The sequence below is a fragment of the Bacteroidota bacterium genome (assembly GCA_018266835.1).
Classification (GTDB): Bacteria; Bacteroidota; Ignavibacteria; order Tepidaquicellales; family Tepidaquicellaceae; genus JAFDZO01.
The window spans coordinates 118,807-141,337 of record JAFDZP010000005.1; the positions used below are offsets into that span (position 1 = coordinate 118,807).

Annotated in this window: 17 protein-coding genes and 1 tRNA gene; 8 read left to right on the plus strand and 10 right to left on the minus strand. The window is 37.0% G+C overall.

Going from position 1 to position 22,531, the window contains the following annotated elements; genetic code table 11:
• Positions 1-60 precede the first annotated feature (60 nt).
• A complete protein-coding gene (locus JST55_13450) occupies positions 61-1,599 on the minus strand; it encodes a T9SS type A sorting domain-containing protein (protein MBS1494515.1) in 1,539 nt (512 codons plus the stop codon).
• Between the two features lie 182 nt (positions 1,600-1,781).
• Between JST55_13450 and JST55_13455 the strand changes: the two genes are divergently transcribed.
• From JST55_13455 to JST55_13480, 6 genes are all read left to right on the plus strand, one after another.
• Positions 1,782-2,276, plus strand: a complete 495-nt coding sequence (locus JST55_13455; GenBank protein MBS1494516.1) for a hypothetical protein — start codon at positions 1,782-1,784, stop codon at positions 2,274-2,276.
• 67 nt (positions 2,277-2,343) lie between these two features.
• On the plus strand, positions 2,344-3,057 hold the full coding sequence (locus JST55_13460) for a GNAT family N-acetyltransferase (GenBank protein MBS1494517.1): 714 nt from the start codon (positions 2,344-2,346) through the stop codon (positions 3,055-3,057).
• 156 nt (positions 3,058-3,213) lie between these two features.
• Positions 3,214-3,543 (plus strand): hypothetical protein, encoded by a 330-nt coding sequence (locus tag JST55_13465; protein MBS1494518.1) that lies wholly within the window; start codon positions 3,214-3,216, stop codon positions 3,541-3,543.
• Between the two features lie 128 nt (positions 3,544-3,671).
• Complete coding sequence (locus JST55_13470; GenBank protein ID MBS1494519.1) at positions 3,672-4,457, plus strand: hypothetical protein; 786 nt, start codon at positions 3,672-3,674, stop codon at positions 4,455-4,457.
• A gap of 72 nt (positions 4,458-4,529) precedes the next feature.
• Positions 4,530-6,812: a TonB-dependent receptor gene (locus tag JST55_13475; protein MBS1494520.1), complete on the plus strand. Its 2,283-nt coding sequence runs from the start codon at positions 4,530-4,532 to the stop codon at positions 6,810-6,812.
• A 92-nt stretch (positions 6,813-6,904) separates the two neighbouring features.
• Complete coding sequence (locus JST55_13480) at positions 6,905-8,161, plus strand: hypothetical protein (protein ID MBS1494521.1); 1,257 nt, start codon at positions 6,905-6,907, stop codon at positions 8,159-8,161.
• Between the two features lie 10 nt (positions 8,162-8,171).
• Here the strand turns inward: JST55_13480 and JST55_13485 are convergent, their stop codons facing one another.
• Positions 8,172-8,822 (minus strand): SOS response-associated peptidase family protein, encoded by a 651-nt coding sequence (locus JST55_13485; protein MBS1494522.1) that lies wholly within the window; start codon positions 8,820-8,822, stop codon positions 8,172-8,174.
• Between the two features lie 116 nt (positions 8,823-8,938).
• Between JST55_13485 and JST55_13490 the strand changes: the two genes are divergently transcribed.
• Both JST55_13490 and JST55_13495 read left to right on the plus strand, forming a co-directional pair.
• Complete coding sequence (locus JST55_13490; protein MBS1494523.1) at positions 8,939-10,252, plus strand: DNA polymerase IV; 1,314 nt, start codon at positions 8,939-8,941, stop codon at positions 10,250-10,252.
• The gene (locus JST55_13495) at positions 10,252-10,509 is read left to right on the plus strand and encodes a hypothetical protein (protein ID MBS1494524.1); all 258 of its coding nucleotides are present in this window, start codon (positions 10,252-10,254) and stop codon (positions 10,507-10,509) included. The genes JST55_13490 and JST55_13495 overlap by 1 nt, the downstream gene beginning before the upstream one ends.
• A gap of 261 nt (positions 10,510-10,770) precedes the next feature.
• Here the strand turns inward: JST55_13495 and JST55_13500 are convergent.
• The 8 genes from JST55_13500 to JST55_13535 all read right to left on the minus strand — a co-directional run bounded on the left by JST55_13500 (position 10,771) and on the right by JST55_13535 (position 22,516).
• Positions 10,771-10,843, minus strand: a tRNA-Thr gene (locus tag JST55_13500).
• Between the two features lie 12 nt (positions 10,844-10,855).
• Complete coding sequence (locus JST55_13505) at positions 10,856-12,178, minus strand: adenosylhomocysteinase (protein ID MBS1494525.1); 1,323 nt, start codon at positions 12,176-12,178, stop codon at positions 10,856-10,858.
• 79 nt (positions 12,179-12,257) lie between these two features.
• Positions 12,258-14,111: an aspartate--tRNA ligase gene (gene aspS, locus JST55_13510; GenBank protein MBS1494526.1), complete on the minus strand. Its 1,854-nt coding sequence runs from the start codon at positions 14,109-14,111 to the stop codon at positions 12,258-12,260.
• Positions 14,112-14,183: 72 nt separating this feature from the next.
• Complete coding sequence (locus JST55_13515) at positions 14,184-16,394, minus strand: response regulator (GenBank protein ID MBS1494527.1); 2,211 nt, start codon at positions 16,392-16,394, stop codon at positions 14,184-14,186.
• A 212-nt stretch (positions 16,395-16,606) separates the two neighbouring features.
• Complete coding sequence (locus JST55_13520) at positions 16,607-16,948, minus strand: Hpt domain-containing protein (protein ID MBS1494528.1); 342 nt, start codon at positions 16,946-16,948, stop codon at positions 16,607-16,609.
• 73 nt (positions 16,949-17,021) lie between these two features.
• Positions 17,022-18,167: a 4-hydroxyphenylpyruvate dioxygenase gene (gene hppD, locus JST55_13525; protein MBS1494529.1), complete on the minus strand. Its 1,146-nt coding sequence runs from the start codon at positions 18,165-18,167 to the stop codon at positions 17,022-17,024.
• A 696-nt stretch (positions 18,168-18,863) separates the two neighbouring features.
• Entirely contained in the window at positions 18,864-21,863 is a 3,000-nt protein-coding gene (locus JST55_13530; GenBank protein MBS1494530.1) for a choice-of-anchor D domain-containing protein, read from the minus strand.
• 74 nt (positions 21,864-21,937) lie between these two features.
• Positions 21,938-22,516 carry a DUF5063 domain-containing protein gene (locus tag JST55_13535; GenBank protein MBS1494531.1) on the minus strand — a complete coding sequence of 193 codons (579 nt, stop codon included), beginning with the start codon at positions 22,514-22,516 and terminating at the stop codon, positions 21,938-21,940.
• Between the last annotated feature and the right edge of the window lie 15 nt (positions 22,517-22,531).

The following is a 22,531-nucleotide window of genomic DNA, read 5'->3' on the forward strand; positions in this document are numbered from 1 at the left end:
AATTAAAAAGCCCGGTGGAAATTCCATCGGGCTTCTGCTAAATCTGATTATTTAAAAGTATTATTTTACAAGAATCATTTTCTTGCTGTCAACAAAATTTTCCGATTCAAGTTTATAGAAATAAACTCCCGAAGGCAAATTCATTGCATTAAAATTAACTGAGTAACTGTTTGCGGTTTTTAATTCACCATTCAATAATCTTGCAACTTCCTTCCCTGCTATATCAAATACCGTAAGAGTCACATTTGCATCCTTAGGCAAAGTAAAATTTATATTTGTCGTAGGATTAAAAGGATTCGGATAATTCTGCTCAAGAATAAACTTATCGGCCACTGAGTTTCCGTTATTCGAAACATGTGTAACTGCAGCGTATCTGTCATAAAAAACATTGCGCGCTGTTCCGTTTAGTCCAACCCATGTAACTCCCAGATCTCCGGCTGTATTGTAATATTCAATTATTGAAGGAGTATAAAATGCAAATCCAACAGCCGGTATATGCTGACTTATCTGTATCGGCGTTGTAAAAGTTGAAGGATTATTATTATTTGCCAGTGTATAAACTAATTTCGTACTTTGATTTGTCTGAGGAAAAGCAGCAGTGCTATCTGAACGATAAACTAAATCAACTCCTCCTGCGCCGAGTTTGTAATGTGTAGCATCAAACCAGAAATTTGATCTGCCCGTTGAAGAGCCGATTGTAAAAGATGCTCCGAAAGTTGCTCCGTTATCATTGCTTTGCATACAGTACATTTCATAAAAACCGGGAGTTCCTCCGGAAAAAAATAACCAGGCTTTGCCGCCATTGATAACTCCCTTAACTTGCGGCTTTTGTGTACCTGCGGGAATCGTAGTTAAAAATCCTCCGACGACTGTTAATGTACCGGGTGCTGATTCTCTGTATCTAACTGTTCTGACTGCGCCCGCCGTTGTATCGGGAATAATGGCAACGCCAAAATAAGAAATCAAACAAGTGTCTCCTGTACCTGACATATAAATATTAGGGTTTGCAGCTGTATTGCTTAAAAATACTGCGCCTCCCCATGAAGCGCCGCTGTTTGCTGAACCGAAAAACCTCACTTCATTATTTGTATTCAAATCAATTATAAGATACAAACTGTTAGTCGACGAAATACATGCATCAAAGTTATTTACATTTGTGTATGTGGTAAACTGATTAAGATTATTAGTTATAACATTCCAGCAATAAACCAGACTTCCAAGCTGAAAGAAACAAAAAATTGAATCGCTGTCAGCTCTGCCTACCATTTTTATTTTATTGATTACATTAGAGGGAGATATAGAACCCGTCACAGCCCAGTTTGCTCCGTTATTGGAGGAAGCAAGCACAACAATGCTTTTTCCCGGAATTATACTTGTATCGGGAATAGCTGTATAAATTGTATTGTTCGAATTTCTATAAACTCCTGTGACTTTACCCAAAGGCTCAGTTGTGGAAACTGTGTAATCATTTCCCCAGTCCACATTTGAATGATAAGGTAATGGCGGGTTATAAACTTCACTTCTTATTTCCTGTGAACGAACTGCAGAAACAGTTAGAAAAAATGTTATCGTTGAAAATATCAGTAAGAAATTTTTCATAACATTTGCCTCGGTTTAGTTTGTTAAAAGTGGTTAGTTTCTAAAACATAAATGAAACCGTAAATATCTTCAATGATTATAGTATTATCTCGAGATAATATTATTATTGTGAAAACAGCAGTATTCTAAACTATGTTGGAACTTTCAAATATGTAAAGCATTAAAAAGAAAAAATCTGAATTATGGTTATAAAAATTTACATCATTACCCTCTTAATCATAGCATCAATTACTCATACTGCCTCTTCTCAAATCGAAGGCGGAAATTCATTTCTTAACTACAGAACTCAGGATACTAATCTCATGCTTATGGGAGAAAGCCATACTAAATTTTATTATTTGAATAATGGAGATATACTTGTTTTTAAATCAGGAGCAGACGCCAAAAAATTTATAGATACAACCCGGTCAACATCACCATTCAGATTTGATGAGATAGATTTTTCAAAAAATACTTTAGTTTTATTCAGCTATCATGGAAGCGATTGTCATGCAAGATTCCGGTATTTTTCAGATAAGAATATGAATCAGAAAATATTTACAGTCCATGTTGATATAATATATGGAGGATGCAGAGCTGCGGGAAATTATATGAGTACCTGGGGGCTGATACCTAAACCGGAAGATGATTATAAAATAAATTTTGTGACAAAGCATATAGATAATTTTGAAAGATAGTAAATCTTAGGCTTGCTCTTGATGTAAAAAAGTTTAATTTTATATTAACAGATTTTGTAAAATTTTAATGAATAAAGAGTTACTGCTGCAGCATCGTATTGAATTTCTTTCAACTCACAGAGGGAGTAAAAAATCGGTTGATGGAATCGAATACATTGATAGTGACGATGCAAGATACAAGCTTGCCTTCCCTTCTTCCCTGGAAAAATGTTACGAAGTTCCTGATGAATTTAAAATTTGTTTACCTGATTGGGTTACCGCAGATTTAAATTTACCTCATAGAAAACTCCTAAGGTCAATAACTTTTATGACTTTGAAAGTATATATTCCGGGTCCCCATACCAATAAGGACATAGTGGTAAAAATTGCAAGCTCAGCTGAAGAACTTGAAGACTTTACAATTGCACAGACAGAAGGATTTTATGGCAGCTCACCTGAATATCAGAAAAAACTTGAATGGCTGAGAAAGAAAAACTTAATGAATTTTAAGAATCCAAATCATTTATATCTGACTGCTTATTACAACGATAAACCTACTGGTGCGGCATTAAGTATTATATATGAAAATATAATTGGAATAAACATGCTTGCAACAATTCCGGAGTTCAGGGAAAAAGGTATTAGTACAAAAATTATTAAGTTTGTGTCGGATTATGCAAAGGAAAATAAAATTCCGACAGTAACTTTACAGGTTGATACTGATTCCTATGCGCACAGTTTTTATTTACATCACGGATTTGAAAATATTTTTAAATGCAGAGAGTATATTTATGAAATTTAAACAGGAATTTATAGTTTTCACATATTAATCTGAATTGCTTTCAAAGTGTTTTTTAACGATTTTATCTTATACAATAATTCTAATCTTCCTTTACAACTGTAAAAGTTTTTTTGTATTATATCCCCTTGGCAAAATTATTTTATTGATTCAATAAAAATGCTGGTGTTAAGTAAAATAAAAAATATTTTTAACCGGATACCACTGCTGAAGGGAAATTCATTTCAACAAAATCTGATATTAGCTTTAGCTTTTATCACGTACCTTGTAGTAACAATAGATTTACAGACTGAAATGGCAATTGAGAAGGACGAAATTTCTTCTGTTGCAGCCGTACTGGATAACACAATTGATTCTACTATTCTTGATGCCCCGCTTGATGCTAATGTTGATTTTCAATTTATCGGAATCATTTCTTTTACATCTACACATACAATTCAAAACAATTTTTTCTCATGCCTGAAAGACAGAGCGCCGCCCGTTTTTTAATTAATAATTAATAGTTAGTAGTTAATAATTTTATATCCATAAGAATAAGTTTCGGTCTTACTGAAGCTTTATAGTTCTATTATGGATAAAGACATTCAAAATAATTTTAAATTTAAAAATTTCAGACAATGAAAAAGATTACAATTTTATTAGCAGTAATAATTTTATTTGCAGCATCACAATCATATTCGCAAATGCTTCCTGTTCCAAAAGTAACACTTCATGTAACAGGCGGTTACGGTATGCCGACAGGCAATTTCAAACAGGACGTTCCTACAGATTCTAGAGCAGATGCTGATTACTTTCCATACTATACAAAACAATTAATAAATTTTGGTGCTGACGGTAAATTAGCATTAGGTACAAGAGGAAACTTCAGAGTAACTCTCGGCGCAACATACAATATGTTCAGCAACGATGTAACTGCTTTATTAAGACCTGCCCAAGGACAAGCAGGTGTTGCTGTTAACTTCAAACCAAAAGTTAACGTTATGTCTATTGCTTTAGGCGGCGAATGGGCATTTGCTCCGACTCAAAAAGTAAATCCTTACGTCGGCTTAGGTCTTGCAGCTAACTTCTTCAGCGGTAAATTCGAATTCGGTCAGTCAGTTTATGTAAAGGGCGCGCAAAGAAGCGGACCTATGGATATGAAATCAGAAACAAGAATCGGCGTTATCTTAGATGCAGGCGCAGACTTCCGTTTAAGCAGAACAGTCGGCGCAATTCTTGGAGTTAAATATCACTTCATTAATCCATTAGGAAAAGGCGCAGATGATCCATCAGAAATCGGACCAAACGAAATCGACCTCGGCGATATGGAGCACACAGAAGACGGCAATTACTTCCCTGCCAGAACAGTAAGCTCAGTTAACGTTTATGCCGGTGTATCTTTCTACTTCGGCCTAATGAAATAATATTGTAAAATTAATTTTAATTTATATTAAGAGAGTCCGCTTCTGCGGACTCTCTCTTTTAAAATCGAAACGATGAAAACACTTCTCACAATCATAGCGTTATTCTTCTGTCTCAACTCATACGCTCAATACAAAGTTACAGGTACTGTATCAGATGCTATCACAAATGAAAAACTCATTCATGCAAAAGTCTACATCGCCGATTTAAAAAAAACAATCTCAACCGATAGCTCAGGTGTATTCAGCATCTCCGATTTGCCCGGCACGTTCGTGCAATTACAGTTTTCACTGCAAGGATATAGAAGCTATACCCTTACAATAGAAACTGATAAAATAACAGCGCCGCTGCAAATCACTCTGTTGCCAAATGAATTCACCACGGAAGATATCATCGTCAACGAAACAAATCCCGATAAGCCGTACCAGGCTGATAAAATAAATTCGCGCGACCTCCAGCGAATGGGCTCAATGAACATCTCCGAAGCAGTTGCCCGCATTCCGGGAGTATGGGAGCTATCCACCGGTACAGGTGTTTCCAAGCCCGTCATCCGCGGACTCTACGGCAACCGCATCGGCATAATGATTAACGGCATTCGATTTGACAACCAGCAATGGCAGGATGAGCACGGACTCGTTCTCAGCAGCGACGGCATCGATAACATCGAAGTCATCAAAGGTCCCCGCAGTCTTCTTTACGGTCCCGAAGCAATCGGCGGAGTCGTCAGCATCACCGATGAGCATCCCGCTGCAGTAGGTACAAATCTTGCAGACCTCAACTTAAAATATTTTTCAAACACCATCGGAATACTAGCAGATATCGGACTCAAAGGCGCGGAAGAAAAATTCAACTGGCTTGTCCGCTTCGGCGGTGAAACTCACGGCGATTACATAGACGGCAGCGGAGACAGAATGCCCTCGACACGCTTCGGTGGATACACAATGAAAACTTCGCTCGGCACAAATAAAGGAATATGGGTCGGCAACCTGAACTATGCATATACAAATTATACCTATGGAATCCTTGAGCAGCGTGACTTCCAGAAAGAGTTTCGCAACACAAAAGAAACACGCTTCGATAGAAGTTTTAACGGCGCGCATCACCAGCTGAAAGTCCACAACATGGTTTTGCAGAACACCTTCAATGCAGATAGGTCCAAGTTCAAAGTAAATCTCGGCTACACTTACAATCAGCGCGTTGAGCGCGAAGGCAACGATGAGCGATTTCTTCCCGATAGCCTGCAGTTCGGCAATCTCGATATGGTTCTCAATACTGCCTCGCTTGATGCAAGCTGGAACTACACTTTCAAAAAAGATTTTGATATAACCGTCGGCACGCAGGAGTTCATCCAGTCAAATAAAAATAACGGACAGCGCAGACTTATCCCCGATGCAGATGTAAGCTCGGGCTCGCTCACAAGTATTTTAAAATATCAGAAAAATAAATTCGGTTTCGAGGCAGGCGGACGCTTCGATTTATTCAAAGTCAAAACAACTGAGTACGGAGTTTTGGATTCCGCAAATTATTTTCCGCCGCTGGATTTAAATTACAACTCAGTCAACGGCTCTGCAGGCGCAACTTACCGCTTCAATAAAAATTTTCTTGTTAAGGCAAATCTCTCTACAGGCTTCCGCGCGCCAAACCTTGCCGAGCTTACTTCCAACGGTCTGCACGAAGGCACGTTCCAGTATGAGATCGGCAACAAAGATTTTAAGAATGAGCAAAGTGTGGAGGGCGATATCGGATTTGTTATCGATAGCAAGTACGTCTCGCTGGATTTCTCCGCCTACAACAACAGCATAAATAATTATATTTACCTCGGGCTTACCACCGATACTTACCGCGGCTATCCCGTTTACAGATACTATCAGGAAGATGCAACGCTTAAGGGTTTTGAGGCTGACCTTGTTGTAAACCCCGCTGACTGGCTTTCGCTTCGCGGGACTTACTCAACCGTTATTGCAAAGCGCAGCGACGGAGTGAATCTTCCTCTCATTCCCTCCGATAAATTTTCTGCAAGCGCTCATATCGAGCTGAAGAACTGGAAGTTTTTTTATAATCCCTACTTCGAGCTCTCTGCAAATACTGCTCTTGAAAAAACGCGGCTCGGCGAAAATGAAACTTCCCTTCCCGGATACACTCTGCTGAACCTCGGCTTCGGCTGCGACCTAAGTTTTGAGAAGGAGCTTTTTAATATGACGATTGCCTGCAACAACCTGCTGGATAAGACATACATAGATTTCATGTCGCGCATAAAAACTCTCACCGCCGTTTACGACGGGCAGACATTCTACGCCAACAACATCGGCAGAAATATAGTCTTCACAATCAAGGTACCGTTTCAGTTATCGTATTAGAGGGGTTCGAAGTATTATTTATATTTTGGTGTAACATAAAGTATTTTTAGATAATAATTAATTAATTAACTTTAGTAAAAATTCAAATAGAAATGAAAGTTAATGAAATATTTATAGCTGGGGGGTTACCTACTGTTACTTATAATCCTAGAGAAGATTTACAATTAGAAAGAAAGTTGACTGATTTTTTTGATATTGGTAATAAACTTATATCTGTTACTGGACCAACTAAAACTGGTAAGACTGTTCTTTGTTCGAAATTATTTTCTAATCAGAATTTAATAAAAATATCTGGTGGATCAATTACAAGTGAAGATGATTTTTGGGAAGCAATACTTCATGATATTGATGCAGAAATATATTCTTCTTCCACGCAAAATTCTAATTCTACAACGGAAGATTCAGCCGGAACGGGAGGTGGATTAAATGTAGGAGTAATTAAAATAGATTTGAAGAAAGGAGAAAAAGAAAGTACAACTACTGGTATTTCTAAAACCTCTACCAAAGTTACTAATGTCAAACTATTGGCATTAAAAGAACTACTTGAACAAAAAAGGGCTCTACTAATAGATGATTTTCATTATATAGATTCTAAAATTCAAATTCAAATAATAAGAGCTCTGAAGCAACCAATTTTTAATGGTCTAAAAGTTATGGTTTTAGCTGTCCCTCATAGAGCAGAAGATTCTACACGAGCTGAGTCTGAGATGACTGGACGCGTAGCTCAACTTCAGATTCCTTTTTGGAACGAAACTGAGCTTAAAGATATTGCAAATAAAGGTTTCAAATCTTTAAATGTTTATTGCAAACCAACGGAAGTGGAATTATTAGCAACTGAAAGTTTTGGAAGTCCTCATTTAATGCAAGAATTCTGTTATTATATTTGTATTAATAACGGAATAACTTCAACAGTTGTTGGACCAACTAAGGAATTAACTAAAACAACTGATGAAAAATTTTTCAAAGAAATTGTTGACACAATTGCGTCAAAAACAGCTTTCGATCGTCTAGCAGTTGGACCTCGACAAAGGACAGATAGAATGAAAAGAAAATTAAAAAATGGTCAACAAGTTGATATTTATACTGCAACTTTACATGCAATTGCTGCAACTGGCCCAAAAACTGAAATTGTTTATGAAGACTTAAGAAGTTCTATGAGAAAAGTTTTAGATGATTCAGAAAGTGCACCTCAGAGACATGAAATAACGAGAGTATTGAAAAAAATGGATGAAATTGCAAAAAAGGAGATAAAAGGTGAACCTGTTATTGATTGGGATAATGAAAATAGTAAACTATTTATTTCAGATCCATTTTTTGCATTTTACTTGAAATGGGCGGTAAATGAATGAAATTATAATTTTACTCCAACGTAGTTGGTTCGGAGTTCATTTTATCGGGCGGGTAGGTTTGGCATAGGGCAATTCTCTCTTCAAGCGAGGCTTCTAAAAATTGCAGGCCGACTTCCAGATCCAAAATAACAGGCATTCGGCCTTTATCATGGACAATATTTGTAAGCATGTTACCGACTGTAGTTATAAGCGTACAGGCGAAATCATTTCCTTCCTTCCTGTAATATCCTGCGCAGAAGAATGTATCTTTTTCTTTGATTGTAAACCTGTGAGGCTGTTTTATTTTTTTCTTTGTGGGCTTTCCTGTTTTTGGAGTGAAGGTATCTATAACAACATTTTTCCACTCGTGATATCCGCTCATTACAAATAAGCACGGATTCTCCTTTAAAAGCGACTGCCAGTAATCGGCTGCTTTGCCAGAGGTAATTTCTTCGATGCGTGAGTTTACCATAGGTCCTATCTGCAGCTTAAATCCCCAGCGCATTGTATCCATATAATATTCATCGTCAATCTTACGGATAACAGGAACAAGGTCAGTCGGCCGCATGCGCGATTTTCCGGGTGATACAGTTGACCTTACTATAAGCTCGCCCTTACCTGTTTTTCTGAAGGTATCTACGAGTTTTTCAGTATCGATAATTACATCAAAGCTTGTGCACATTTTTTTAATATAAGCATTTAATATAAAGAAGAGCGCAGTAGTATTAAATAAAAAAAGAAATAACTTTATTATTAAATAATAACCTTATATCTTTATGGCAACTAAATTTACGGAATATGAATCCCCTGGACCTGGCAAGCTCCGCGTTTTTCAACCCCGTAGATAAGGATAAAGCACACTCGGTTTTTAAGAGAGTGCGGATGATGCCCTTATATCGTTTTCCTTGTCTCAAAGAATATAACCTTGGAATAAAGGAACACTCTAACCGTTTCTTTCTTCATTTAGACCTGGATGCATTTTATGCGCAGGTCGAACAAAGAGATAATCCTAATTACAAAGGCAAACCTGTCGGAGTTGTATCGCTTCCTGATACGTTCACTAAAGGAATTGTTATGACTTCTTCCTATGAGGCGCGCGCGCTTGGAGTAGATACTGCAATGACTACTTACCAGGCAAAGACAATCTGCCCGCAGCTAATACTTGTACCCTGCTACGGACAGAAATATGAAGCAATACTTTTTAACATTTTAACGTTTGCAAAAAAATATGTCCCCGATGAAGCGATTGAGCAATATAGCATAGATGAATGTTTTATAGACCTCACTTCTGTTTGTAAAGATTTTAAAAGCGCGGAAAAAATATCAAGAGAGTTCAAAGATTTTATTTTAAAAGAAGAAGACCTCACCTGCTCGATGGGATTATCATTTAATAAGAGCTATGCAAAAATGGCAACGAAGCTTCACAAGCCGGCGGGCTTTACTTTGATAACTCAAAGGGACAGAGGAATTTTTTTTCCTATGGCAGTAGATAAAATATGGGGCATAGGAAATAAAATAAAACCGCGTCTGAATTTTCATGATGTATGGACTATACAAGACCTTGCAAACTGTCCCGATAATATTTTGCGGAAAGAATTCGGCATTAACGGCATCTGCTATAAACGGATGGCGCGAGGAGAAGAGACGGCGGAGATTTTCAGAAAGGAAACGCATGAGAAAAGCTTAATGCATCAGCATTCATTAACGTATCCTATTTATGAGCGCTTTGCATGTGAAGAAGAGATCGGGCGCAGAGTGGAATACATCGGCAGGAAGCTCCGCAGTAAAAATTTACTTTGTAAAAGATTGTTCCTCATTGAGCGGTTCACAAATCTGCAGTTTGATGTAGCTGAGTATAAGTTAACTCAGTTTACAAATAACGACAGGACGCTCTATGAATGCGCGCTTGAGCTGTATAAAAATATGCAGCATCCGACAGCGGAGCTGAAAGTGCAGATGTTCGGTATTATGGTGTGCGAGCTTGGCAGCGATTTGCAAAGTGAGAACTACGACCTTTTTAATCAACAGAAAATTTTACCGTATCACGCTCTTGATACAATTAAAACCAAATACGGAGAGAGCAGTATCCGTGTAGGCATCGGGAGGTATTAATGAACAGAGTGGTAAATGAACAAGTTGATGTGATAGTAAAATATAAAGCATCAGCAATAGAAATAATAAAATTCAAAAGGGGCAATACAGAGTACTCTGTAACGAAATACGGGAAGCCGTGGATTGAAAGAATTGGCGATAATATTATAACGCATTATTCATTGATTTGCGAAAGGCAGGGAATCTGCTGCGAGATATCACATAACCATATTTTGAATAAATGGCTGTTGGTGCAGTTTGATGTGCTGGAAGCTTAAAAAAGTAGTCGGGGCCAACGCCCCGTTTTAATTTAAACAACCGATTAGTACATATAGGTAAGGAAAATAAACATATATTTTTTCAATAATTACTTCATAATGCCTGAAATATATAGTTGTATTAACATTAATTTAGCAGAAAACTTACGAGGGGGCGTAAGTTTTGGTATGTGAAAAATCAATTAATTAAAGGGTAATTCAAAAAATTGACATAAAAAAAGCCCGAATCTGAATCAGAAACGGGCTTATTTTATAAAAAAGAGCTAATGGCCAGAGTTGAACTGGCGACCTATTGATTACGAATCAATTGCTCTACCAACTGAGCTACATTAGCAGAACATCTGTATTAATATCTGTACATATCGGATTTGTAAGGACCTTCTACAGTCACGCCGATATAATCTGCCTGCTCTTTTGTAAGGGTTTCAAGCTTAACACCTATTTTAGCCAGGTGAAGTCTTGCAACCTTTTCATCAAGATGCTTTGGCAATACATAAACTTTGTTCTCGTATTTTGAGTGGTTTTCCCATAACTCAAGCTGGGCAAGAACCTGATTTGTAAACGAGTTTGACATAACGAAGGAAGGATGTCCCATCGCGCAGCCAAGGTTTACAAGTCGGCCTTCTGCAAGGACGATAACTTCATGTCCGTCAACATTATAAAGGTCAACCTGAGGTTTAATGGTATCTTTAGTGTGGCCATAGTTTTCATTGAGCCATGCCATATCGATTTCATTATCGAAGTGACCGATATTACAAACGATTGCTTTATCCTTCATAGCTTTGAAGTGTGAGCCGTTGATGATGTTAAGGTTTCCTGTTGCAGTTACAAGGATATCGGCTTCTTTAACAGCTTCTTCCATTGTTGTAACTTTGAATCCGTCCATAGCTGCCTGAAGCGCACAGATAGGATCGATTTCTGTAACGAGAACTCTTGCGCCTGCGCCTCTGAGTGATGCGGCAGAGCCTTTACCCACGTCTCCGTAACCGGCAACAACGGCAACTTTACCTGCCATCATTACGTCAGTTGCTCTACGGATAGCGTCAACTAAGGACTCTTTACAGCCGTATTTGTTATCGAATTTTGATTTTGTAACAGAGTCATTTACGTTGATAGCCGGCATATGTAAAGTGCCGTTTTTCATTCTGTCATATAGTCTGTGAACACCGGTTGTGGTTTCTTCTGATAAGCCTTTGATGCCTGCGATTAATTCAGGGTACTTATCGAAAACCATATTGGTGAGGTCACCGCCGTCATCGAGAATCATATTGAGCGGTTTGTTTTCATCGCCGAAGAATAGTGTCTGCTCGATACACCAGTCGAATTCTTCTGCGTTCATTCCTTTCCATGCATAAACAGAAATCCCTGCTGCTGCTATAGCTGCTGCGGCGTGATCTTGGGTAGAGAAGATATTACATGAAGACCATGTAACTTCTGCTCCGAGATCTACGAGGGTTTCGATAAGAACTGCGGTCTGGATTGTCATGTGAAGACATCCGGCAATTCTTGCACCGCTGAGCGGTTTTGTTTTTTTGTACTCTTCACGAATGGCCATCAAGCCGGGCATTTCAGCCTCTGCTAAACGAATCTCTTTGCGTCCCCATTCAGCGAGTGATATGTCTTTAACTTTGTACTTTAATTTTTCTTTTGTTAGTGATGCTGTTGCCACTGTATTGTGCTCCGTTTAATTAATTTTTGAGTAATGTATAAGATACGATTTTTTAAATTTTAATGAAATTCAAAACAAATTAGAGTTTAATTCCTTCAAGAAATTCAGTCTTAATTTCTTTAGGTGCTAATCTAATTCCTAATTCATCCAGCTGCTGCTGCGCAACGTTGCTTGGAGATTCATCCATCAAAGATGCTGCGCTTACCGTTTTAGGGAATGCTATTACATCGCGTATTGCATCAAGTCCGCAGAGTATTGCAACGATTCTATCAAAGCCAAATGCTGCTCCACCGTGAGGCGGCGCGCCATATTTGAAAGCATCGAGGAGGAATCCGAATTTCTCCTGCTGCTCTGCTTCAGTGAATCCGACTATATCGAATACTTTCTTTTGAATGTCTCTTTGATGTATTCTAATGCTTCCGCTGGCTATTTCGTTCCCGTTTAAGACTAAATCATAACAATCCCCTTTCATGCTTTCAATGATGTCGGCGCGTTTGCGTTTATCAGTCTCGTTCTTTGCTAATTCAAACTTTGGCAGCTCTTTATTTTGGGGACCTGTGAACATATGATGCTCTGCCGCATAAGAATCAGTTTCTTCGGCGTAATGGAACAGAGGGAAATCAACTACCCATAGGAATTCATATTTGCTTTCATCGATGAGTTTATGCTCCGCTGCAATTTTATTTCTAAGTGTTCCAAGAGATGTGCATACTTTTTTCTTTTCACCTGAAAGGATGAAGATTATTTCACCGTCTTTGACTTCAAATGCTGATTTGATTTGAGCCTGAATATCATCACTTAAGAATTTCTGTAGTGGTGATTGAACGGTCCCGTCTGTATTGTATTTAATGTAACCAAGTCCACCGAAGCCAAGTTTCTTTACAAAGTCTGTTAAGCCATCTATGATTTTACGGGTAACGTCAATCTTGTTTTCTGCAAATGATAATTTTACTCCGGCAACGATACCGTTCTTTTCTTTAAGTCCGTTTTCAAAAACTACAAAGCCGGAATCTTTGACAATCTCACTGATGTTTATGATTTTTGATAAGCCGAATATTCTTAAATCTGGTTTATCAGAGCCGTAATTTTCAACTACGTAATCATAGCTTAACTGCGGGAAGGGAGTAGTAATTTCCACTCCTAAAATCTCTTTCCAGATTTCTTTAAACAATGGCTCTGACATATCAAATACATCCTGCTGATGAACAAAACTCATTTCCATATCGATTTGTGTAAACTCAGGCTGTCTGTCTGCTCTTAAATCTTCATCCCGGAAGCACTTACAGATCTGAACATATCTATCATATCCTGCCACCATTAAAATCTGTTTGTAAGTCTGGGGTGATTGAGGTAATGCATAGAATTTTCCTTTATGGACTCTCGATGGTACGAGATAATCTCTAGCTCCTTCGGGAGTGGATTTCATTAGTATAGGTGTTTCAACTTCAACGAAATTTCTCTTATGAAAATACTTATGAACTATCTGATAAACTTCGTTTCTTACCATAAGATTTCTCTGAAGCTTACCTCTTCTTAAATCAAGATATCTGTATTGTAAACGCAAATCTTCAGACGCTTTAACATCGTCTTCAATTACGAAAGGAGGAGTGACAGCTTCATTCAAAATCTGAAACTCTTCTGTATCAACTTCAATTTCTCCTGTAGGAATATTCTTGTTCTTGCTTGAGCGCTCTATAACTTTTCCTGAAACAGAAATGACAAATTCATTTCCGACTTTAGAAGCAATATCATATAATTCTTTCTTATCAGGATCAATTTTTACCTGTGTAATTCCGTATCTGTCTCTTAAATCTATGAATAAAATTCCGCCAAGGTCACGCTTTTTTGCAACCCATCCGTTAAGTGTAACGCTTTCGTTTACATTGGATATATTTAAATCTCCGCAAGTATTAGTTCTCGTTTTAAAGCTCATAAAAATAATAAAAAAGACCTGTCAGGCAAGCCCGGCAGGTCAAAGTTTCTGGAATAAATTGAATTTAATAAATTATACTAATTTTTTATACTCATTAATTGTTCTCTGATAAACATATTCAAGCTTTTCAATATCATTTCCAATTTCACCCATATCGCCTTTACGGCATTTTGCTTCAATGTTTTTGCTAATCTCCTGAATAAGCTTTGCACCCATATTTATGCTTGAGCCTCTTAAATTATGCACAGCTAAAATGAGCTTCTGAATTTCATTATTCTTCCAGTGTTTCTTAATATCAGAAATCAACTGAGGAGTCTGCTTTGAATACAAGTTAACAACTTCTTTAAGGAATGATAAATTATCTATACCTGTTATCTGTTTAAGATTTTCCACAGTTGATGTATCAATCAAATCATCATTATTATATGTCAACGCTCCTGTAACTTTTGTTATAGGATTACTTCCCCACTTCTCAAGCATAGTTTTAAGCTCTTCAGATAAAATAGGTTTGCTGATAAAGTCATCCATACCGGCATATAAGCATTTTTCCATATCTCCCTGAGTGGCATTTGCCGTCATAGCAATAATTTTTGGTCTCTCTGCAGGAATCCATTTTTCAAGAATTCTACCTGTTGTTTGTATTCCATCAAGCTCAGGCATTTGCACATCCATTAACACTAAATCATAATGCTGTCTGTTCAGACAATCAAGAACTTCGAGTCCGTCACTCGCAATATCCGCTACATAACCCATCTGAGCTAAAATTCGTGAAGCTATTTTCTGATTGATAATGTTATCTTCAGCGATAAGAATTTTTAAAGGCAGTTTTTCCGATAGCTTCTTTTCAGTGACTTCAGGTTTTACGATTGAAGTCTTGTTATCCGTACACATCAGATTAAATACATCGAACAGTTCTTCCTGATTTATCGGTTTCGTTATTGAAGCAGAAAACAAATCCTGATTTACAAACATATCTGACTTTCCGCTTTGTAAAGCTATAATAGGAAACTCATTTCCTTTAACTCTTCTTATCTCTTTTACTATCTCTCCATTGTATTTTTCGTTGAGGACTAAGTCCAATAACACTGTATCAAACTTATACTTTTTCAGCCAGTCAATTGCCTCATATCCGCTTGGTGTAGTCTTCGGCTTCATACCCCACATCTGAGTCTGCAATGAAAGTATCTGTCTCAATACCCTGTTCTCATCTATAATAAGAAGATTCTTTCCTTTGAGATTTGGTATATCCGATAGAAGATATTCTTTTACCTCTGTTACTTCTGACTTCTTTACACTTATCGTAAAATAGAACGTAGTTCCGATTCCTTCCTTGCTTTCAAACCATATATTTCCGCCCATCATATCAACAAGCTTTTTACAGATTGCCAAACCAAGTCCCGCACCTCCGAATTTTCTCGTAAGTGATGAATCTACCTGCGAAAACTCTTTAAATATCTTCTCAGCTTCAGTGTTCTTAATACCTATTCCTGTATCTCTTATTGAAAACTCAAGCTCGATATCATCTGAAGTTTTACCGGGCTTATCTATTTTTACTACTGATAAAAACACATCTCCCTGATTGGTGAACTTCACTGCATTGTTCAATAGATTCACAATAATCTGACGCAGCCTTGTTATATCTCCGAATATATTTTCAGGTACCTGAGGATCCACATAATAAATAACCTCAAGTGATTTTGACCAGGCGCTGTTTGATATCAAACCTATCGCATCATCAATGCAATTTCTCAATGAGAACGGCTGATATTCCAATGCGAGTTTGCCCGAATCAATATCTGTATAATCAAGAATGTCATTTATCAGAGTAAGAAGCTTATCTCCGCTTGAACGAATAGTATCTACATATTCCTTTTGCTCAGGAGTTAAATTTGTATCCATTAATAATCCTGACATACCAATTACTGCATTCATAGGTGTCCGTATCTCATGGCTTATAACTGATAAGAACTCAGACTTAGCGTTTACTGCTGCTGCTAAATCGTTCTTCATTTTCGTTATTTCATCAATTAACACTTTCTTTTCCTCTTCCAGAGTTTTCTTTGATAAGTCATTCAAATGAGAAGAATCCTTGCCTGAATTCAAGCTCAATCTTTGAAATCTATCGTATGTATTATCTATTCTGTTTACTATTTCTGACATTTGATTTTTAGTGATTTCCGGCTCATTTTTACCGGTTTTTACATCGTCATTTTCCGCAGTTTTAGCATTTTTCAGCGGTGTTCGTTTCTTGTCCGATTCTTTATTTATATGTGTTGCTTTCATTTAGATAGTCATCTCACTTCTTTTAGGTATCAAAAGGATACACTAATACTATAGTTTGCACACACTATCCCCTAAAACTGTACTAGAATTAAGTCTTTATACTCAATTTCATACTATTATACTTAGAAAAACCGTGCCAAATAAAAAAAGCCGGTCCGGATTAACCGGAACGGCTCTAAAATTACCTATATGTAGGGAAAACTATTTTACTTCTAAGCTATTATCTTCTGCAAGGCTTCTACTGACTGGTCATATAAACTCTGCAAATCTTTCATATTCTGCTCTTTTTCATCATCGCTGCTGAATGATTCAGTCTTTTCGAGCTTAAAGCACAATTCGCCAAGTGCCTGAGCCCCTATACTAAGACTTGAACCTTTCAATTTATGAGCTGATTTATTCATTGCCCCTATATCGCCCGAGGCCGCATGGTTCTTTATATCATTCAGCGTGTTAACGGAATCTGTAATGAACAGGTTTACGATTTCCTTTAGAAACCCGCCCTCTTCATCCATCATTCTCAATTCATCTAATGCGTTATTGTTGATTAACTCCATTATTACTTTATCCTATTTTTTACATTAAAAAATAAGCCTAACCAGATTATATACAAGATAGTTATAGCTTCTATTATAAAGTTCCTCTTAGTTCCTGTTCTCTTTCAATAGCTTCAAATAAAGCTTTGAAATTCCCTTTACCAAAACTTCTTGCGCCTTTTCTTTGAATGATTTCAAAGAACAATGTCGGCCTGTCTTCAACAGGTTTGGAGAATATCTGAAGCAGATACCCGTCTTCATCTCTATCTACAAGGACTCCAAGTTTTTCCAGTTCAGTTAAATCCTCATCAATCTTTCCTACTCTGTTTTCAAGTTCTCTGTAATATGTTGTCGGCACTTTGAGGAATTCCACCCCTCTTCTTTGCAGTTCATTTACAGTCTCAATAATATTACCTGTAATCAATGCAATATGCTGTGCGCCCGGACTGCCGTAAAAATCAAGATATTCTTCTATCTGTGACTTCTTCTTTCCCTGAGCAGGCTCATTTATCGGAAATTTAATCTTTCCTGAACCGTTCTGCATTACTTTACTCATCAAAGCTGTATATTCAGTTGAAATATCTTTATCATCAAAAGAAATAAGCTGGCTGAAGCCCATTGTGTGAGCATAAAATTTCATCCACTCATTCATTTTGCCGAGCTCAACATTTGCTACAATATGATCAACTGCTTTTAAGCCTGTATCGTCTATCCCCTGAACCGCTCTTGTTCCGGCCGGTACAAATCCCGGAAGGAAAAGTCCTTTATAATTTTTTCTTTCAATAAACGTGTGAATGGTATCGCCGTAAATTTTTATAGCTGACTTAATTATATAGCCGTTCTCATCTTCAATTTTTGTTGGAGCTAAATGCGGAACTGCTCCCCTCTTTGTCGTCTCTTCAAAAGCGCTGGTGGCATCATCAACTTCAAATGCAATATCACGCACACCGTCACCGTGAGCTTTAACATGGTCTGAAATTTCGTGGTCGGGAGTTAGCGCTGTTGAAAGTACGAACTTGATTTTATTTTGCTCTAACAAATAAGAGGTAACTTTTTTATCTCCGGTTTCAAGTCCTCTGTAACCTGTCATTTTGAAACCTAAAGCATATTGATAGTAGAATGCAGATTGTTTTGCATTCCCTACATAGAATTCTAAATGGTCGATTCGTTTAAGAGGAAGAAAATCAACTGCGGCAGAACCGTTAGCAGCAGTTACTTCATTTTCAATTGCAGTTTCCATAAACTAAAATTTTCTAAGTTTGTCGAAATTAGCTTTATTATTATCGTTTTAAAAGTCGGATTTTTGTCGCATTCTCTTACAGTTTCAAGTTACAAGTTTCAAGTTTCAAATTGTTACCTTATTGTAACATTCTGAGCGAAGCTCAGTCCTGTCTTTAGAAGGATTCATTTTCTATACATTAAATAAAATTGTCACATTAATGTCACATTTTATTATTCATTATTAATTATAATTATTCATTAGTGAAATTAGTCGGAAAATAGTCGGATTTTATTTAGTAGTAAGTCAAACGTACAAAGTATAAAGTCGCATTAATGTCACATTTTATTTCCATCATATAGTTTTTTCAATACACCCCAAAATTAATTCACTGAATTGATGAATTTTTGACGGATTTTATTTTCTCTATTCATTTTTTCGTCCATTCTTCCCCCTCCTTACTAAGGAGGGGGATTGAGGGGGAGGTTAAGTAAAGAACAAATTTTAATTTTCTCTTCCAATAACCCCTCCCTGACTCTCCCCTTAATAAGGGGAGGGAAAATTAAATAGTCGCAAAAAAGACGCATTTTATTTTAACTAAATCCTTTTCACACAATACTCAAAAAAAAAAAAAATCCCTGCCTAAAAATAATAAATTTTTTTAGCAGGGACAAGATTTAATTTCCTATTACTACTAATAGGTACAAACTTTCTAAACTATTTGACAAGAATCATTTTCTTCGTCTCCACAAAATTGCCTGCCTCTATTTTATAGAAGTATGTTCCGCTGGCAAAATTACTTCCGTTGAACTGTGCTTCATAAGTTCCTGCTGTCAGTTTTTCATTAACAATATTATCGATTGCTCTTCCCGATACATCAAAGATTGTAATTTTTACAAATTCATCTTTCGGCAAGGCAAATTTTATTTTTGTCTGTGGGTTGAACGGATTCGGATAATTCTGCTCAAGAGAATATTTACCCGGAATCTCATTCGAGAGATTAGAAATACCTGCTAACGTATACCACCCTCCGGAAAAACATTTAATTCTTCCATCTCTGCAGCCGGCAATAACTTCGTTACCGTTTGCGCCCATGTTAACATTTTCCAGCCTGTTTATATTATCTAATCTTGAAACTTTCTCGCATGCAAAATCAGTGCTGCCGCTTCCGAAAGAATAAGTGAATTTTACCGCGCCTGTATTTCCATTTAAGATATAAAAATTATCACCAAGTGTACCGCAGGCAACAGATGCTTCCGTTAATGATCCGGGACCTGTTGGTCCGATAATGTCTGCGCCCATAACATAAGTAGCATCCAGATTATTATTCCAGATCGGTACTCCGTCTCTCGGATTTATTTTCACCATTTGCTTTGCTCCGTTGAAAATTGTAATCTCACCCAGATTTACATTGGGGTCCGGCCATATACCTTTATAGTATTTTACTATTCCGTTTATACCTGTTCCAAATCCTGTAGAGTAAATTGAATTACCTGTTGCGCCATCTAGGACTGTAATTGTAGAAGTAAATCCTACAAGACAAGCTATATCAGGAATTGTATCTGCATTCACACTCGGAATACTTGTCATTCCCCAGATAACTGCAGGCGAAGTGTAAGACCATATTTGTGAACCTGAATTATTATAACCTCTTATTGAATACGGTCCGCCGCTCTCTCCCATACCTACTGCAAATCCTGCTGACGTTGTAACTAAGTCATATGAAAATGTCTGAGGCATTGATGTTGTTAACATCGATTGTCCTGTTAATCCATTCAGAATAAAAATTGTTTTTCTTCCGGGAGGATTTCCGCCTGTTCCGTTTGCATCCATAAGTACATCGTTAACTCCGTCACCGTTAAAATCTTTATCAACTTTTACAACGTTAACATCGCCGTCGCTGAAACTTACAGAATCTCCGAACTCCCAGATTTTCTTTCCGGTTCTTCCAGAGATAGTATAAACTTCTTCATTGCCGCCGCCTGTTCCTATTACTACATCAGGAATCCCGTCGCCGTCAACATCGCTTCTTACCTGCATTGCCTGCTCATAAGGAACAGAACCGCTGTTATTATTATTGTACCCTGAATTGAATGTCCATAATATATCAGTCGTAACCGATGAACCGCCGTTGTAACATGTTACAAGATAGTTCGTCGATGCAACTAAAACGTCATTTATACCGTCTGCATTAACATCGTTTATTTGTTTAATTGAAATAGGTTTAAGATCTGCAGATGTTGAGTAAGGATTTACAGGTACAGTTCCTTCCCATAAAATTTCACCAAGTGTACCGGTTGAGTTTGCTCCTGTTCCTGTAACTTTTAATCTCTGAACTGAACCATTAACTGCATTTGAATTTATTGAAATAGAATCTGCATAGCTTGTAGCTGTTGTAGGATTAAACCAGATTCTTAATTGCTTCGTTTTCTGTGTATCGATAACTATCGGGAATGTAAGTCCTACGGTATCAAGTCTGAATCTTGCACCTGCAAAAGATGCTGAAGTTATATTCAATGTCTGGCTTCCTGTATTTGTTACATTAAATAAATATCCTGATGTACATCCAACTCTTCTTGTACCGTAAGCATAAGTATTTGCGCTTAATGTTAAGTAAGCGCCGCTGTAAACACCTTTACCCTTAAGCTGAACTTGTTTAACAGGTGTACCGCCGTCATTTGAAGCGATATATAATATACCTGAAGTAGTATCGTAAACTGTCGGAGTAAATGTAACTGTGTAATTTTTTTGCTGACCTGCTAAAATAGAATCAGGTGCATTAGGAGAAATTGTATATCTCGGATTTGAAATATTAAATGAATTCAATTTCAGAGTAGCTGTACCTGTGTTCTGAATAGTAAGAGTCTGCGGATTTGGAGTGTTTAAAATTGTGTTTCCAAAATTAATAGTTGCAGGAGCAGCTATAACCGGATTGCCGGCCCCGGATAAAGAGTATTTATAAAGAGTTGAATATGAACCAACGGTATTCCCTATTCTTTGCGCCAAGAGATAAAGATTTTGTCCGTCGTAATACATTCCCCGTGGAGAGTCTGAACCGTCAGGGTCAGGTCCCGGGAAAGAAAATATAGTATCCCCTACAGCTTTTCTGAATGCAAAAATTCTTTCAGGCTCGCTGCTGAAATTATCGTTTACATATAAAATGGTGTCACCTTTAAATGCAATACCCTGTGCCTGTTTACATCTAAGAGGAATTGAGTCAACTTTCAATCTTGATGTTAAGTCTATAGCATACGCCCATGTGAATGGATAAGTAGTAACTTCAGGATAATAAACTGTGAACCAGATTTTATTATTGTTGATTGTTAGTCCGCCGATGCCCTGCGCATATGTTCCTGTTACAATGCTGTCAACTTTTACACCTGACATATTTATTTTATAAAGCTTTGCTCCGTTGCTTGTAAAATCCTGAGCAATCCAGAACCCGCTGCCATCCCATGCCATACCGTGATTAAATCCGTAAGGCATTGCAATGCTATCGAGTATCTGAGCTGTTCTTGTAATTTTATAAATCTTGGCAGGTATAGAAGCTCCTGCATTATCATAATCTGAACCAACCCATAGTGTATCATTCTTAGCAGTTATTCCCCAGAGAAAATTATATGAACCGTAATTGGGAAAAGGATATGATGAAACTAATGTCTGGCTGAAAATATTTTGTGAGAGAAGAATTAATAAAAATAGTAGTAACTTTTTCATTAATAGATTTTTAGGTTTATCAATAAAATTACCTGTTTTATTATTGTTTTGAAAGCAAAAAATGGATGGGAATGTTATTCTAATTCTTCTGGTTCGAATGGTACGATAGCATCTAAATCTCTTTGATTTAATATTCTTTCTATTAAAAAATGTAATGCTCTAATTGCATCTATACAATGTTGTCCAGTATGAATTAAAAAGGAGTATCTAAAATTCCATATTACATACTCATAAGCTGTTTCCTTTTTATCCTCTAGAAGAACAATATTCTCTTTCAAATCTTTATAAATATCCTCAAAATCATCCACAAGCCATCCTCCTGTAGGTTTTTGGCCATCTACTTCTACAGGATTAAAAGTATCAATGTACCACTGGTTTTCTTTGAGAACTTCTTCGGATTTTTCATGAACTGCTTTTGTAAGTTCTTTTTCTATCTTAAAACTATGAAAGTATTCAGCTTCATCATTCTGTTCAACTTCTTCTAGATCAATAGCAGCCGAATAATAAGTTAAGAGTTTTTTTCTAACTTCAAAAACAAAGATTTCATAATCTCCATAATGACCTCTTTCAAAAAATTCAATAACATCCTTAACACTTTTCAAAAATGACTGAAAGTTTTCTGACTCTAATATTTCCTTTGGAGTTTTATGCATAATTTTTATTATAAA

Excerpts from the sequence above, each read along its gene's own strand:
- JST55_13530 (MBS1494530.1), bottom strand. The coding sequence starts at position 21,863 with ATGAAAAAGTTACTACTATTTTTATTAATTCTTCTCTCACAAAATATT.
- JST55_13520 (MBS1494528.1), bottom strand. The coding sequence starts at position 16,948 with ATGGAGTTAATCAACAATAACGCATTAGATGAATTGAGAATGATGGAT.
- JST55_13480 (MBS1494521.1), top strand. The coding sequence starts at position 6,905 with ATGAAAGTTAATGAAATATTTATAGCTGGGGGGTTACCTACTGTTACT.
- JST55_13485 (MBS1494522.1), bottom strand. The coding sequence starts at position 8,822 with ATGTGCACAAGCTTTGATGTAATTATCGATACTGAAAAACTCGTAGAT.
- JST55_13535 (MBS1494531.1), bottom strand. The coding sequence starts at position 22,516 with ATGCATAAAACTCCAAAGGAAATATTAGAGTCAGAAAACTTTCAGTCA.
- JST55_13490 (MBS1494523.1), top strand. The coding sequence starts at position 8,939 with ATGAATCCCCTGGACCTGGCAAGCTCCGCGTTTTTCAACCCCGTAGAT.
- JST55_13515 (MBS1494527.1), bottom strand. The coding sequence starts at position 16,394 with ATGAAAGCAACACATATAAATAAAGAATCGGACAAGAAACGAACACCG.
- JST55_13495 (MBS1494524.1), top strand. The coding sequence starts at position 10,252 with ATGAACAGAGTGGTAAATGAACAAGTTGATGTGATAGTAAAATATAAA.
- JST55_13470 (MBS1494519.1), top strand. The coding sequence starts at position 3,672 with ATGAAAAAGATTACAATTTTATTAGCAGTAATAATTTTATTTGCAGCA.
- JST55_13460 (MBS1494517.1), top strand. The coding sequence starts at position 2,344 with ATGAATAAAGAGTTACTGCTGCAGCATCGTATTGAATTTCTTTCAACT.
- hppD (MBS1494529.1), bottom strand. The coding sequence starts at position 18,167 with ATGGAAACTGCAATTGAAAATGAAGTAACTGCTGCTAACGGTTCTGCC.
- JST55_13450 (MBS1494515.1), bottom strand. The coding sequence starts at position 1,599 with ATGAAAAATTTCTTACTGATATTTTCAACGATAACATTTTTTCTAACT.
- JST55_13455 (MBS1494516.1), top strand. The coding sequence starts at position 1,782 with ATGGTTATAAAAATTTACATCATTACCCTCTTAATCATAGCATCAATT.
- JST55_13465 (MBS1494518.1), top strand. The coding sequence starts at position 3,214 with ATGCTGGTGTTAAGTAAAATAAAAAATATTTTTAACCGGATACCACTG.
- aspS (MBS1494526.1), bottom strand. The coding sequence starts at position 14,111 with ATGAGCTTTAAAACGAGAACTAATACTTGCGGAGATTTAAATATATCC.
- JST55_13475 (MBS1494520.1), top strand. The coding sequence starts at position 4,530 with ATGAAAACACTTCTCACAATCATAGCGTTATTCTTCTGTCTCAACTCA.